15 protein-coding genes are annotated in these 14,132 nt (G+C 66.1%); 12 read left to right on the top strand and 3 right to left on the bottom strand.

Annotated elements, in window-relative coordinates; translation table 11 throughout:
• The first annotated feature begins 27 nt into the window (after window positions 1-27).
• From ASE00_RS24500 to ASE00_RS16015, 6 genes are all read left to right on the top strand, one after another.
• Complete coding sequence (locus ASE00_RS24500; RefSeq protein ID WP_414819862.1) at window positions 28-708, top strand: HGGxSTG domain-containing protein; 681 nt, start codon at window positions 28-30, stop codon at window positions 706-708.
• Window positions 692-1,513 carry a uroporphyrinogen-III C-methyltransferase gene (cobA, locus tag ASE00_RS15995; protein WP_056382119.1) on the top strand — a complete coding sequence of 274 codons (822 nt, stop codon included), beginning with the start codon at window positions 692-694 and terminating at the stop codon, window positions 1,511-1,513. Before ASE00_RS24500 ends, cobA begins: the two co-directional genes overlap by 17 nt.
• The gene (locus ASE00_RS16000; RefSeq protein ID WP_056382121.1) at window positions 1,510-1,806 is read left to right on the top strand and encodes a DUF2849 domain-containing protein; all 297 of its coding nucleotides are present in this window, start codon (window positions 1,510-1,512) and stop codon (window positions 1,804-1,806) included. The genes cobA and ASE00_RS16000 overlap by 4 nt, the downstream gene beginning before the upstream one ends.
• A gap of 1 nt (window position 1,807) precedes the next feature.
• Window positions 1,808-3,457, top strand: a complete 1,650-nt coding sequence (locus ASE00_RS16005) for a nitrite/sulfite reductase (RefSeq protein ID WP_056382122.1) — start codon at window positions 1,808-1,810, stop codon at window positions 3,455-3,457.
• A gap of 182 nt (window positions 3,458-3,639) precedes the next feature.
• On the top strand, window positions 3,640-4,065 hold the full coding sequence (locus tag ASE00_RS16010; RefSeq protein ID WP_056382123.1) for a DUF934 domain-containing protein: 426 nt from the start codon (window positions 3,640-3,642) through the stop codon (window positions 4,063-4,065).
• Window positions 4,058-4,822: a phosphoadenylyl-sulfate reductase gene (locus ASE00_RS16015; RefSeq protein WP_056382124.1), complete on the top strand. Its 765-nt coding sequence runs from the start codon at window positions 4,058-4,060 to the stop codon at window positions 4,820-4,822. The genes ASE00_RS16010 and ASE00_RS16015 overlap by 8 nt, the downstream gene beginning before the upstream one ends.
• A 188-nt stretch (window positions 4,823-5,010) precedes the next feature.
• On the opposite strand, the gene ASE00_RS16020 is transcribed toward ASE00_RS16015, so the two are convergent.
• Window positions 5,011-6,525, bottom strand: a complete 1,515-nt coding sequence (locus ASE00_RS16020; RefSeq protein WP_056382125.1) for a replicative DNA helicase — start codon at window positions 6,523-6,525, stop codon at window positions 5,011-5,013.
• 154 nt (window positions 6,526-6,679) lie between these two features.
• On the opposite strand from ASE00_RS16020, the gene ASE00_RS16025 reads away from it, so the two are divergent.
• The 5 genes from ASE00_RS16025 to dcd all read left to right on the top strand — a co-directional run bounded on the left by ASE00_RS16025 (window position 6,680) and on the right by dcd (window position 9,971).
• Complete coding sequence (locus ASE00_RS16025; RefSeq protein WP_082594755.1) at window positions 6,680-7,114, top strand: MarR family winged helix-turn-helix transcriptional regulator; 435 nt, start codon at window positions 6,680-6,682, stop codon at window positions 7,112-7,114.
• A 5-nt stretch (window positions 7,115-7,119) separates the two neighbouring features.
• Entirely contained in the window at window positions 7,120-8,160 is a 1,041-nt protein-coding gene (locus ASE00_RS16030; RefSeq protein ID WP_235538710.1) for an HlyD family secretion protein, read from the top strand.
• 139 nt (window positions 8,161-8,299) lie between these two features.
• On the top strand, window positions 8,300-8,782 hold the full coding sequence (locus tag ASE00_RS16035) for a UPF0262 family protein (protein ID WP_056382133.1): 483 nt from the start codon (window positions 8,300-8,302) through the stop codon (window positions 8,780-8,782).
• A 10-nt stretch (window positions 8,783-8,792) separates the two neighbouring features.
• A complete protein-coding gene (locus ASE00_RS16040) occupies window positions 8,793-9,245 on the top strand; it encodes a cytidine deaminase (RefSeq protein ID WP_056382623.1) in 453 nt (150 codons plus the stop codon).
• 171 nt (window positions 9,246-9,416) lie between these two features.
• Window positions 9,417-9,971 (top strand): dCTP deaminase, encoded by a 555-nt coding sequence (dcd, locus tag ASE00_RS16045; protein ID WP_056382134.1) that lies wholly within the window; start codon window positions 9,417-9,419, stop codon window positions 9,969-9,971.
• A 12-nt stretch (window positions 9,972-9,983) separates the two neighbouring features.
• On the opposite strand, the gene ASE00_RS16050 is transcribed toward dcd, so the two are convergent.
• Together ASE00_RS16050 and ASE00_RS16055 are read right to left on the bottom strand one after the other, a co-directional pair.
• Window positions 9,984-10,943, bottom strand: coding sequence for an NAD(P)H-dependent flavin oxidoreductase (locus ASE00_RS16050; protein ID WP_056382135.1), 960 nt, complete (start codon window positions 10,941-10,943; stop codon window positions 9,984-9,986).
• A 14-nt stretch (window positions 10,944-10,957) separates the two neighbouring features.
• Entirely contained in the window at window positions 10,958-13,258 is a 2,301-nt protein-coding gene (locus ASE00_RS16055) for a ribonuclease R family protein (RefSeq protein WP_056382136.1), read from the bottom strand.
• Window positions 13,259-13,397: 139 nt separating this feature from the next.
• On the opposite strand from ASE00_RS16055, the gene ASE00_RS16060 reads away from it, so the two are divergent.
• A complete protein-coding gene (locus tag ASE00_RS16060) occupies window positions 13,398-14,132 on the top strand; it encodes an energy transducer TonB (protein ID WP_056382137.1) in 735 nt (244 codons plus the stop codon).

A 14,132-nucleotide genomic window follows, 5' to 3' on the forward strand; every position in this document is an offset into this window, starting at 1 on the left:
GCCCCCTTCGCCAACCGCAGGCCGAATATGCCCCACCCTGTCACCAAAGCCACACAGCCCGACATCCTCGCCGCCGCCCCACGCTGCGGCGCGCGCACCCGATCCGGTCAGCCCTGCCGGTCGCCCGCCGTCAAAGGCAATGGCCGTTGCCGCATGCATGGCGGCAAGGGAAGCGGCGCGCCGCGCGGCAATCGCAATGCTTGGAAGCATGGCTGGCACTCCGTCCGGGTCGGGGCGATCGTCCGCTATGTGCGAGCGATGAACCCCTCCGCCATCGCCCGGTTCGCCGAGGCGGCGATGCCCGATGCTGTTCGGGACGTGCCGTCTATTCCCGCGGGCCCGACCGTCCAAAAAAGAAAAAACAAAAAAATGGCACATCAACCCCATGCACCCGAAATTTCCGCGAATGGATCGCAACTGGAGAACGCCCTGTCACCGCGTGGCATTCGTCCCGCCCCACGATCGACGCAGGCCTGTCGTCAATTGGCTCAGGGCGAGCCGAAAATGGTGGGGTTCGAGAACCGGCGCGCAGCGTACTCAAATGTACGTGAGCACCGGAAGCGCAGAAACACGCCATTTGCAGGCCGGCCTGGGCCAATTGGCGACAGGCCCCCAACGGGCAAAGAAAACTTGGTCTGCCCCCAAACTTCCTTGATTTGCGCAAAGCGGCGCCGGTCGCCATGTGGCATCCATGACATCCCTGCTTGATCCCGAAGCGCGCGGGCGCGTCATCCTGGTCGGCGCCGGTCCCGGCGACCCCGGCCTGTTGACCGTGCGCGCGGTCGAGGCGCTGCGCGTTGCCGATGTCGTCGTACATGACGGGCTGATCGACATGCGCGTGCTCGACCATGCGCCTGCGAGCGCGCAGCGCATCTCGGTCGCCAAGCAGCGCGACCGCCACACCCTGCCCCAGGAAGCGATCAACGCGCTGATCATCGCCCATGTGAAGGCGGGATCGGTCGTCGTCCGGCTCAAGGGCGGCGATCCGTTCGTCTTCGGGCGCGGCGGCGAGGAGGTCGAGGCGGTGCGCGCGGCGGGCCTGCCGGTCGAGGTCATACCCGGCGTCTCCTCGGCGCTCGGCTGCGCGGCGGAGGCGATGCTGCCGCTAACCCATCGTGACTGGTCGAGCGCGGTCAGCTTCGTCGCGGGCACCTGCAAGGGCCTGAACGAACAGAACTGGGCCGGCCTCGCGGGTCAGGGCCGCACGCTGGTCATCTATATGGGCGTCACCTGCTCCTCGGCGATCGCCGACAAGCTGATGGCGGACGGGGTCGCCCCCGACATGCCGGTCGCGGTGCTCGAACGCGGCACGCTCGACGGGTCGCGCGCGATGCGCACCCTGCTCGCCGATCTTGGCGACATGATCGTGCGCGAGAAGGTGGTCAGCCCCGCGATCATCGTGGTGGGTGAGGTCGTGCTGCTGTCCGATGCGGACGACCGCCTCGCCGCCTTCGCGGCGCAGGCCGAACGCCAGACGCCTGTGACGGCGGATAATATGGAAGACGAAGCGTGAAGATATTGACGGGGAATGATCTGGTGACCGGCGACGTCATCTGGTGGACCGGCGAGGGCTGGTCGCGCCATGTCGAGCATGCCGTCGACGTCGATCATCAGGGCGAGGCGATCGCCGCGCGCGAGGAAGCCGCGCGCCGCGTCAACAGCCCCTATGTCATCCAGGCCGAAATGACCGAAGCGGGCCCCCGCCCCGCCCATATCAAGGACCGCATCCGCGCGGTGGGCCCCACCGTGCGCGTCGACCTGGGCCTCAAACCCGCCGATCCCGCGATCGGCGAATGGGTGATCTGACATGTACCGCTACGACCAATATGACCAGGCGATCGTCGACGCGCGCGTCGAGGAATTCCGCGATCAGACCCGCCGCCGCCTCGCCGGCGAATTGTCGGAGGACCAGTTCAAGCCGCTGCGGCTGATGAACGGCCTCTATCTGCAGCTCCACGCCTATATGCTGCGCGTCGCCATCCCCTATGGCACGCTGTCGGGCAAGCAGATGCACATGCTCGCGCATATCGCCCGCACCTATGACAAGGATTACGGGCACTTCACCACGCGGCAGAACCTCCAGTATAACTGGATCAAGCTCGCCGACGCGCCCGATATCCTGGAAAAGCTCGCGACGGTCGAGATGCACGCCATCCAGACGAGCGGCAATTGCATCCGCAACATCTCGTCGGATCAATATGCCGGCGCCGCGGCCGACGAGATCGAGGATCCGCGCCCCTGGGCCGAGCTGCTGCGCCAGTGGAGCACCTTCCACCCCGAGTTCATCTTCCTGCCGCGCAAGTTCAAGATCGCGGTGATCGGCACGGAAGAGGACCGCTCGGCGATCCAGCTCCACGACATCGGGCTTCAGATCGTCCGCAACGATGCGGGTGAGGTCGGCTTCCGCGTCTATGTCGGCGGCGGCATGGGCCGCACCCCGATGATCGCGCCGGTGATCCGCGACTTCCTGCCCAAGGCGGAGCTGATCAGCTATCTCGAGGCCTGCCTGCGCGTCTACAACCGCTTCGGCCGCCGCGACAATATGTACAAGGCGCGGATCAAGATCCTCGTCCACGAACTCGGCGCCGACGAATATCGCCGCCAGGTCGAGGAGGAATTCCTCCACACCCGCACGCTGGGCCTCGACGCGCCGCAGGCCGAGGTCGATCGGATCGCCGCGGGCTTCGCGCCCCCGCCGTTCGAGACCGGCCTGTCCGACGAAATCAACCGCAGCGATCCCGATTTCGCCCCCCCCGAATTCTGGGCGTGGGTCGATCAGCAGGTCGCCGCGCACAAGGCGCCCGGCTATGCGATCGTCAATATCAGCCTGAAGCCGGTCGAGGGCATCCCCGGCGACGCCTCCTCGGACCAGATCGACCTGATGGCCGACCTCGCCGAAGCCTACAGCTTCGACGAACTGCGCATCACCCATGCCCAGAATGTCGTGCTGCCGCATGTGAAGAAGGCCGATCTCTACGCGATCTGGCAGAAGCTCGACGCCGCCGGCCTCGCCTCGGCCAATCTCGATCTGGTCGGCGACATCATCGCCTGCCCCGGTCTCGATTATTGCAGCCTCGCCAACGCCCGCTCGATCCCGCTCGCGCAGAAGATCGCGACCCGTTTCGGCGATCCGGCGCGGCAGCGCGACTTGGGCGAGCTGAAGATCAAGATCTCGGGCTGCATCAACGCCTGCGGCCATCACCATGCCGGGCATATCGGCATCCTCGGCGTCGACCGTAAGGGCGAGGAGAATTACCAACTCTCCTTCGGCGGATCGGGGGCGGAGGACGCCAGCCTCGCCAAGATCATCGGCCCCGGCTTTTCCGAGGACGGCGTCGTCGACGCGATCGAGAAGGCGGTGAATGTCTACACCGCGCAGCGTAGCGACGGGGAACGCTTCCTCGACACCTATCGCCGCATCGGCGACGCGCCGTTCAAGGAGGCGATCTATGGGTGAGTCGCCCTTCTTTGTCATCCCGGACTTGATCCGGGATCCCGCTTCTTCTTCGTCGCCCCTCTCTGCGTCATCCTCGCGAAAGCGGGGATCCACGGACGGCGGCACGTCGAGCCTCTTGTCCTCCGCAACCATGGATTCCCGCTTTCGCGGGAATGACGAAACGGCAGTCTGGAGCGCATTCCATGGGTGATCTGGTCCGGTTCCGCGACGACGAGGCGCATGAGGAGCCCGCGGTGACGCTCGACGGCTTCCTCAAACAATCGAACGCGACCGCGGTGCGGCTCGAGCCGACCGACGATCCGCGCGCGCTGATCCCCTATCTCGACCGGCTCTCGCTGATCGAGGTCAGCTTCCCCAAGTTCCGCGACGGGCGCGGCTTCTCGATCGGCAGCATCCTGCGCGAGGCGGGCTATGCCGGTGAGCTGCGCGCGGCGGGCGACATCCTCGTCGATCAGATCGTGCCGCTGCGCCGCTGCGGCTTCGACGCGATCCTGACCGAGGCGGAGATCGATCGCGACACGCTCGGCAAGCTCGCCGGGCTCTACGCCAATGTCTATCAGAAGACCGTCGACGGCCGCGCGCCGGTCTGGGCTCGCCGGCATGGCTGAGACCGCGCGCCGCATCGACCGGATCGACACCGCGCCCCGCTTCACCGCGGCGGATGTCGCGCGCCTCAACGCGCGCTTCGAAGGCGTCGGGACCGAGGATGTGATCCGCACCGTGCTGGCCGAGAAGCTGCTCGGCGAGGTCGCGGTGGTCTCGTCCTTCGGCGCCGAGTCCGCGGTGCTGCTCGATCTGGTCGCGCGCGCCGATCCGTCGACCCCGGTGCTGTTCCTCGAAACCGGCAAGATGTTCCCCGAGACGCTCGGCTATCGCGACCTGCTCGCCGAGCGGCTGGGGCTGACCGATCTGCGCAACATCACCCCCGATCCGGCGGTGATCGACGCGAAGGACGCGACCGGGCTGCGCTGGTCCTATGATCCCGACGGCTGCTGCGAGATCCGCAAGGTGATCCCGCTCGCCGCCGCGATGAAGGGCTTCGACGCGTCGATCACCGGCCGCAAGGGCTTCCAGGCCTCGACCCGCACCGGTATCCCGCGCTTCGAGCTCGACGGCGACCGCATCAAGTTCAACCCGCTCGCCGACTGGACCAAGGCCGATCTCGACGCCTGGTTCGAGAGCCGCGACCTGCCGCGGCATCCGCTCGAGGCGCAGGGCTATCTGTCGATCGGCTGCGCGCCGTGCACCAGCGTCGTCAAGCCGGGCGAGGATCCGCGCGCGGGCCGCTGGCGCGGCTGGGACAAGGTCGAATGCGGCATCCACGGCGAACCGATCGTCCGCCCGGGAGAGGAGCCGGTCTTCTGATCCTCAATAGAGGAGGAAGCTGCCGATCTTGTAGAGGATGTAGAAGGGCGCGACCATGATCGCGCTGACGAGAATCCCGTCCATCACCTGGTCCACGCGCTGCATGACCATCTCTCCCCCGGACGCGCCGCTTTCTGCGGCGTCATCGGGGCGTAACACATCACAAATCGGCGATGCTGTCACGCGGCTTATTCATAGTCGTCATGCCCGCCATAATATTCGTCGGCGAGGTCGGAGAATTTGGTGAACTTGGCCTCGAACTTCAGCGGGATCGTCCCGGTCGAACCATGGCGCTGTTTGGCGATGATCAGGTCGGCGCGGTTGTGGGCGCGCTCCATCTTGATCTTCCAGTCCTCGAACGCGGTCACCTCGACCGCGGTGTCGCCCGCCTCGATCGACGCCGCCTTGGGGCTCGTCAGGTTGAGGTAATATTCCTCGCGATAGACGAACCAGACCATGTCCGCGTCCTGCTCGATCGAGCCGGATTCGCGCAGGTCGGACAGGACGGGCTTCTTGTTCTCGCGCTGCTCGACCTGACGGCTGAGCTGCGACAGCGCGATCACCGGCACGCTCAGCTCCTTGGCGAGCTGCTTGAGGCCGCGGCTGATCTCGGAGATTTCCTGGACGCGGTTGGCGTCGGTGCTGCGCCCGGATCCCTGGAGCAGCTGGAGATAGTCGACGATGATCGCACCGATCCCCTTCTGCCGCTTGAGCCGCCGCGCGCGGGTGCGCAGCGCGGCGATGGTCAGGCCGGGCGTGTCGTCGATGTAGAGCGGCAGATTCTCCAGCTCCTGCGCAGCGCGCGCGAAGGAGGTGAACTCGGCATTGCTGATCTTGCCCATGCGCAACTGCTCGCCGCTGATCTCCGCCTGTTCGGCAAGGACGCGGGTCGCAAGCTGGTCGGCCGACATTTCGAGGCTGAAGAAGGCGACCGGCGCGCCGACCGACCGCTCGATCCCCGCCTCCTGATCGCGGACGTAGCGGTTCGCGACGTTGAACGCGATGTTGGTGGCGAGCGAGGTCTTGCCCATGCCGGGACGCCCGGCGAGGATGATAAGGTCCGAGGGATGGAGGCCGCCGATCTTGGCGTTGAGCCGTTCGAGCCCCGTCGTCAGACCCGCGACGTGCCCGCCCGAGTTGAGCGCCGCGCTCGCTGTCTCGATGACCATCTTGGTCGCCTGGGCGAAGCTCTTGACGCTGCCCTCCTCGCCGCCTTCCTCGGCGACGCGGTACAGCGCGACCTCGGCCTGCTCGATCTGGGTCTTGGGATTGACCTCCTCGGACGTGTCGAGCGCGGTTTCGACCATGCCGCGGCCGACGCCGACCAGCGCGCGCAGCAAAGCGAGATCGTAGATCTGGCTGGCGAAGTCGCGCGCGCCGATCAGCGCCGCGCCGCTACCGGTCAGCTGCGCCAGATAAGCGGGCCCGCCCAGCTCTCGCATCCCCGCGTCGCCCTCGAACAGCGGGCGCAGCGTCACCGGCGTCGCGAGCATGTTGCGGTCCATCAGCCGCAGTATGGCGTCGTAGATACGGCCGTGCAGCGGTTCGAAGAAATGTTCGGGCCGCAGCTTGATCTGGATGTCCTCGACCAGCCGGTTGTCGAGCATCATCGCACCGAGCAGCGCCGCCTCCGCCTCGACATTCTGAGGCAGGGACTGGGGTTCCGCCGCAGGGGCAGGATAGGCTCGGACCGGTTCAACCATAGCGCGATTATCCGCCCGGGATGCGCCAACCGCAAGCGGTGCAGGAAAAAGAAGGCGGGGACCGATCTGTGGATATTCCGCGCTTGCCACACTCACTGCAAGTGATCATATTGTAAGCATGCCTACAGATACGAGTCGGCGCGTGCCTTTCCTGATGCACGACATAGCGCGGCGATCGCGCTACTGGTTCGATGCGCGCGCTCGCTCGGCCGGGTCGACGCGCGCGCAGTGGCGCGTCCTGTTCAACTTGGCGCGCGTCGACGGTCCAACGCAAAGCGAACTGGCCGACCTGCTCGATGTCGAGCGGATCACATTGTGCCGCATGGTCGACCGGCTTGCCGAGGCAGGGCTCGTCGAGCGGCGCGCCGATCCGGCTGATCGCCGCGTCTGGCGGATTCACCTTACCGAACGCGCCGCTCCCGTGATCGACGAACTCACCCACATCGCCGATGAGATGGAAAACAACATCCTCGAGCCGCTCTCGATCGAAGAGCGCGCCACGCTGACGGATCTGCTGATCAAGGTCCGCAACAACATGCGGGACAGGGACGAGCTGCCCGAACAGATATCCGCGGGCGCCGGCCAATGAACGACATGAGCAGCATCACCGCCGAGGCGATGGCCGAGACTCCAGCGGCCGAGCAGCGCAAGCTCGGCCGGCTGGCGCTGATGTTCTCGGTTCCCGCCATGTTGCTGGCGGTCGGTCTCTATTTCTGGCTGACCGGCGGGCGGACTGTCTCCACCGACAACGCCCAGGTGAATGCCCATGTCGTCGAGATCAGCTCGGAGGTCGCGGGCCGGGTCGTCGATGTCTACGCCGTGGAAAACCAGACGGTGAAGAAGGGCGATCTTCTGTTCCGGGTCGATCCCGCCCCCTACCGGATTGCGTTGATGGAGGCGGAGGCCGCCGTCGGCAACGCCCAGCTGACAGTCGCGCAGCTTCAGAGCACCTATCACGCGAAGCAGGCCGATACGCAGAAGAGCGTTTCGGACGTCGGCCTGGCGCGCGACACCTTCCGCCGTCAGCAGGAGTTGCTGGCACGCGGCTTCACCACCCGCGCCAGCTATGACGCAGCGAAGGCGGGCCTCGCCGCCGCGGTGGCGCAGGAAGCCTCCGCCGCCTCCGAAGCCGAATCGGCGCGCGCGGTGCTGGGCACGTCAAAAGCAGGCGGGCATCCGCAGGTCGAGGCGGCGATGGCGGCGCGCGACAAGGCACGGCTCGATCTGGCACGCACCGAGATCCGCGCGCCGATCGACGGGATGATCAGCCAGGCCGAGAAGCTCCAGCCCGGCACGATGGCGATCCAGATGCTGCCGCTGGCCAATATCGTCAGCGACCATGGCTATTGGATCGACGCCAATTTCAAGGAGACGCAACTCGACAAGATCCGCATCGGCCAGCGCGCCGAGATCAAGGTCGATGCGCTTCCGGGACGCACGCTGAAGGGCCATGTGATCGGAATCAACGCGGGTACCGGCGGCCAATTCTCGCTGCTGCCGCCGCAGAATGCGACCGGCAACTGGGTGAAAGTCACCCAGCGCGTGCCTGTTCGTATCCAGATCGACGACAAGCTCGACCGGCCGCTCGTGGCCGGTTGGAGCGCCCATGTCACGGTGCATGTGGCCGCCGATTGAGTTCCTCCCCCCGAGGCAAACTGGAAGCATGCAGAATAAGTTCTGCATGCTTCATTTTTTTCGGGCGGCAGAGTGGCGCAAAGCGCCTCAACCTCACCCGTTGCCCTGACTGGGTTTGAACCCTAAGAGCGGAACGTCCATGTCCGATCCGCGCATCATCGCCATCGATCTCGACGAAAAGACGATCATCTGGCGCAATGCCGATGTCGAGCAGGAGCGGCGCGTCGCGATCTTCGACCTGCTCGAAGCCAATTATTTCAAGCCGCTGCGCGCTTATCCGGAAGATTATGCCGGCCCCTATCGCGTCAAACTGCGCGTCGAGGAAGGGCGGCTGGCGATCGACATCAACGCCGAAAGCGGCGAGTTGCTCGAAACGCTGATCCTCGGGCTCGGCAGCTTCCGCCGTCCGATCAAGGATTATTTCGCGATCTGCGACAGCTATTTCGCGGCGATCCGCACCTCGACCGCGCAGCAGATCGAGACCGTCGACATGGCCCGGCGCGGCATCCACAACGACGCCGCGCAGTTGCTCAAGGAGCGGCTGGAAAACAAGATCGACGTGGATTTCGATACCGCACGCCGCCTGTTCACCCTGATCTGCGTGCTGCACATCCGTGGCTGAGCCGGTCGACATGCGCGAAGTGGCGGGCCGCGTCCTGATCGACGCCGCACGCGATGCCGCCGTCCACGCCCATGCCCCCTATTCGCATTTCGGGGTCGGCGCGGCGGTGCTGCTGGAAGACGGGCAGATCGTCACCGGCGCCAATTTCGAGAATGCCAGCTACGGCCTATCGCTGTGCGCCGAGACGGTGGCGCTGGCGACCGCCAACAGCCAGGGCCATTTCCGCGATATCGTCGCGATCGGCGTGATCGGCGGCAAGCTGGGCAAGGATGGTTCGCTGGCAGGATCGGCGCTGGTCACGCCCTGCGGCCGTTGCCGCCAGATCATCAACGAGGCGGTCCAGCTGGGGGGCCGCGATATCGACATCTATTGCGGCTCGGCCGATGGAGAGGACTTCGCCCATTTCCAGGCGTCCGAATTGCTGCCACATGCATTCGGGCCCGCCGATCTGGGCATCAGATAATCGGGATCACTCCGGGATCATCCTAACCTCTTTACCCGCTCATCCTGAGGAGCCATTGAGCGAAGTCGAAATGGCGTCTCGAAGGATTCTCGCGTCCTTCGAGACAAGGCTTCGACAAGCTCAGCCTCTCCTCAGGATGAGCGGTTGAGGTCAGAGGGGAATAAGCGCGCAATGTCGATCATGTCGGACAAGTGGATTCGCGAGCAGGCGCAGAAGCATGGGATGATCGAGCCCTTCGTCGAGGCGCAGCGCCGCGACGGCTGCATCAGCTATGGCCTCTCCTCCTATGGCTATGATGCGCGGGTCTCGCCCGAGTTCAAGATTTTCACCAACGTCGATTCGGCGACGGTCGATCCCAAGAATTTCGCGCCGAACAGCTTCGTCGATCGCGAGACCGACGTCTGCGTGATCCCGCCGAACAGCTTCGCGCTGGCCCGCACGGTCGAATATTTCCGCGTGCCCCGCGACGTGCTGGTCATATGCCTCGGCAAGTCGACCTATGCGCGTTGCGGCATCATCGTGAACGTGACCCCGCTCGAGCCCGGCTGGGAGGGCCATGTCACGCTCGAATTCTCCAACACCACGCCGCTGCCCGCGAAAATCTACGCCAATGAGGGCGCGTGCCAGTTCCTGTTCCTGCAGGGCAACGAGCCCTGCGAGACCAGCTATGCCGACCGCGCCGGCAAATATATGGGCCAACAGGGCGTAACGCTGCCCAAGCTTTGAACGCCGGGGCGGCTACCAGGGTTTGAGCAGGTCAGCCCGCGCGTCTTCATATTGGCGCGCCAGTTGCGCGACCCGTTCGGCGGCGGGAACGATATCCTTGACCGCGCCGACGCCCTGACCCGCGCCCCAGATGTCGCGCCAGGCCTTGGCGTCGCTGCCGCCCATGTTCATCGCCGAAGGGTCGGATACCGGCAGATTGTCAGGATCGAGCCCTGACGCCGAGATCGACGCGCGCAGATAGTTGCCGTGGACCCCGGTAAAGAGGTTGGAATAGACGATGTCCGCGGCGCCGCTGTCCACCACCGCCTGTTTATAGGCCTCAGCCGCATTGGCCTCGTCGGTCGCGATGAAGGCCGAACCGGCATAGCCGAAGTCCGCGCCCAGCGCCTGCGCCGCCAGGATCGACCGGCCATGGGCGATCGCACCCGACAGCGCGATCGGTCCGTCGAACCAGGCGCGGGTTTCCTGCACCAGCGCAAAGGGCGATTCCACCCCGGCATGGCCGCCCGCCCCCGCCGCAACCAGGATCAGCCCGTCGGCGCCCTTTTCGATCGCCTTGCGGGCGAAGCGCTGGTTGATCACATCGTGGAAGACCAATCCGCCATAGCCGTGAATCGCATCGTTCACGTCGGGCCGCGCACCCAGCGAAGTGATGATCAGCGGCACCTTGTGGCGCACGCAGCTCTCCACGTCCGCCGCCAGCCGGTCGTTCGACTTGTGGACGATCTGGTTGACCGCGAAGGGCGCGGCCGGGCGATCGGGATGCTTCGCGTCATGCTCGGCCAGTTCGGTGGTGATCCGGTCGAGCCATTCGTCGAGCAGGCTTTGCGGCCGCGCGTTCAGCGCCGGGAAGGCGCCGATCACGCCCGCCTTGCACTGGGCGATCACCAGATCCGGGTTGGAAATGATGAACATCGGTGAGGCGATGAGCGGGAGACGGAGGCCTCGCCGCAACTGTGCCGGAATTGCCATGACTTGCTTCCCCTTTACCGCCGCTTGCCCTTATGGCGGATATTCGCCGGGCGGCCACGACGCCCCATCATAGGCCGCCCCTTGCCGCCGCCGCGCGCGCCGCGCGGCCCGCCCCGCATCGGCAGATGGCTGGCACCTTCCTCGAGCTCGAACCGCAGCGAGCCGCTGATAGGATTGGCCTCGACCAGCCGCAACCGCAACTTCATGCCCGAGGTGTAGCGCTCGCCGCTTTCCTCCCCCTCCAGCGCGCGCGCCGCCTCGTCATAGCGGAATCGCTCGGCGCCCAGGGTGGAAACCGGCACGAGCCCATCGCCGCCGAGACCTTCTACGGTCGCGAAGAAGCCGAAGGACTGGACACCGGTGATCCGCGTATCGAGGACATCGCCGATCTTGGTCGACAGGAAGGCCGCGACATAACGGTCGACCGTCTCGCGTTCGGCCTCCATCGCCCGGCGCTCGGCCTGGCTGATCAATTCGCCGATCGCGGTCATCCGCTCGGCCTCGTCCTGGGTCAGCGCGGTGCGGGCGGGGATGTCGGCGGACTTGCCCGGGCCGTTGAGCTTCGGCTTGCCGCCTTCCAGCCCATAGGCGCCCACCAGCGAGCGATGGACGAGCAGATCGGCATAGCGACGGATCGGGCTGGTGAAATGCGCATAGCTGCCCAGCGCCAGACCGAAATGGCCGGTGTTCGCCGGGGCATAATAAGCCTGGGTCTGGCTGCGAAGCACCTGTTCCATGATCTGTGGCTTCGCTGTCTCGTCGGTGACCTTGCTGATGATGTGGTTGAAGGTCGCCGGGCGGACGACCTGCCCCAGCGCGAATTCCATATCGAAGGTCGCCAGATAATCCTTGAGCGCGACCAGTTTCTCGCGGCTGGGCGGCTCATGATCGCGGTACATGACTGGGGCTTTCTTCGCCTCCAGCGCCTTGGCGGCGGCCACGTTGGCGGCGATCATATAATCCTCCACCAGCCGGTGGGCATCGAGCCGCTCGCGCGGCGCGACCGACAGGATGCGTCCCTTCTCGTCGAGCACCACGCGCCGTTCGGGCAGGTCGAGGTCGAGCGGCTCGCGCGCCTCGCGGGCCCTGAACAGCGCCTTCCAACAGGACCAGAGCGGTTTCAGCGCGCTATCGGTCAGCGGATGGTCGATCGTGCCGTCGATCGCCGCCTGCGCGTCCTCATAGGCGATATTGGCTGCGATACGGACCACCGCGCGGGTAAAACGCCATTTCGCCAACGTGCCGTCGGCCTTGACGGTCAGGTGGCAGACCATCGCCGCGCGATCGACGCCCTCTTTCAGCGAGCAGATATCGGCCGACAGCGCTTCGGGCAGCATCGGCACGACCCGGTCGGGGAAGTAGACGCTGTTGCCACGCTTCTTCGCTTCGCGGTCGAGCGCCGATCCTGGGCGGACATAGAAGGACACATCGGCGATCGCGACGATCGCCTGGAACCCGCCCGGATTGACGGGATCGTCATCGGGCGCGGCCCAGATCGCGTCGTCGTGATCGCGCGCGTCGGCGGGATCGATCGCCACGATCGGCAGGTCGCGCAGGTCCTCGCGCCCCTCGCCCAGATCGAGCCGGGGTACCAGCTCGGCCTCCTCGATCACCGCTTCGGGGAAGATGTCGGGAATGCCGAATTTGTGGATCGCGACCAGGCTGAAGGCGCGCGGCGCGAAGGGGTCGCCGAGCCGTTCGGTCACCCGCGCGGTGATACGCGGCGGACGGCCCGCCTTTTCGGCAAGCACCAGATCGCCCGCATCGGCGTCGCCGGCATCGGACACCAGCGTATCGCGCTTCTCGCGCTTGTCGACCGGGCGCAGCCACAGCTTGTCGCCCTCGCGATGGAGAACGCCGAGCATCAGCTCCTCGCCACGCGCGAGCTTCTTCATCGGATGAGCGATCCAGCCCTTGCCCGCCTCCTCGGTGCGGGCGAGGATCCGGTCGCCGACGCCCAGCGCCGGGCCCTTGCGGCCGCGCACTTCCTTGACGCGCAGTTGGGGCGGCGGGCCATTCTCGCCATGCCAGGTCTCGGGCACGGCCAGCGCCACGCCCTCATCGGTGATATCGGTCACGCGCAGCACCGTGACCTTGGGTATGCCGCCCATCTTGTGAAAGGCGCGGCCCCGCGCGCTGTCGATCAGGCCTTCGTCGGCCATGTCCTTGAGCAGCGCCTTGAGCGCTATCTTCTCATTGCCCTGCAAGCCGAAGGCGCGCGCGATTTCGCGCTTGCCCGCGGGCACGTCGGACTTGGCGATGAAATCGAGGATCTGCTCGCGGCTGGGCAGACCCGGTGAGGATGGACGGCGCATTTTCGACACATAGGGATGGGTGGCTCCCGAGTCACCTCCCCGAATTCCGGCCCGCCTTGATCCCGGTCAACGCTATTGCGATTGATTTGCACTAATAATAGCGCTAGCGCAGTTCGTACAGGGAGTCGTCGACGTGACCATGCACGGGACTTTGGATCGGAATATCGAGGCGGACGCCGACGCGCTGTTCTTCGCCGATCCCGCCATGGCGCATGCCGGGGCGCACGTCATCGCTGCGCCGAGCGCCGAGCCGCGGTCTGCCTATGGCGCGAACCAGCGGACCAACTGGGGTTCGATCGGCGCGATCCTGCTGGCGCATGTCGCGGCACTCTATGCGCTGGTCGTGTTCGACGTGATCCACGTCGCCCCGAAGAAAAAGCCGCTGGTCGTGGACCTGATCGCCGAGCCCCCGGCCCCGCCCGCCGAAAAGCCGAAGCCGCAGCCGGTGGTGGTCGAGAAGGTTCAGCCGATGGCGGTCGCCCCGCCGCCGATCGTGCAGGCCGTCGCGCCGCCCCCGCCGCCGATCGCGGTGACGACGGCGCCCCCACCCCCCAAGCCCGCGGCTGCACCTGCGCCGCCCGCCGGCCCCGTGACGGTCGGCAATCTCGACGAAAGGCTGCTGGAGGGCCGACCTCCGCGCTATCCGATGGAATCGCGCCGCAAGCGTGAGCAGGGCACCGTCGTCGTGCGGCTGCTGATCGGCGTCGATGGCCGGGTCGCGCAGATATCCATCGCGCAAAGCAGCGGGTTCGAGCGGCTCGATCAGGCGGCGGTCCAGGCGATCCGCGGCTGGCGCTGGCAGCCGGTTATCCGCGATGGTGCGCCGGTGGAGGTGCGCGGCCTCTATAGCATGCCCTTCACGCTGCAGGGCTGA

It is taken from the genome of Sphingomonas sp. Root710 (genome assembly GCF_001429065.1).
In the GTDB taxonomy this organism is placed as follows: Bacteria; Pseudomonadota; Alphaproteobacteria; order Sphingomonadales; family Sphingomonadaceae; genus Rhizorhabdus.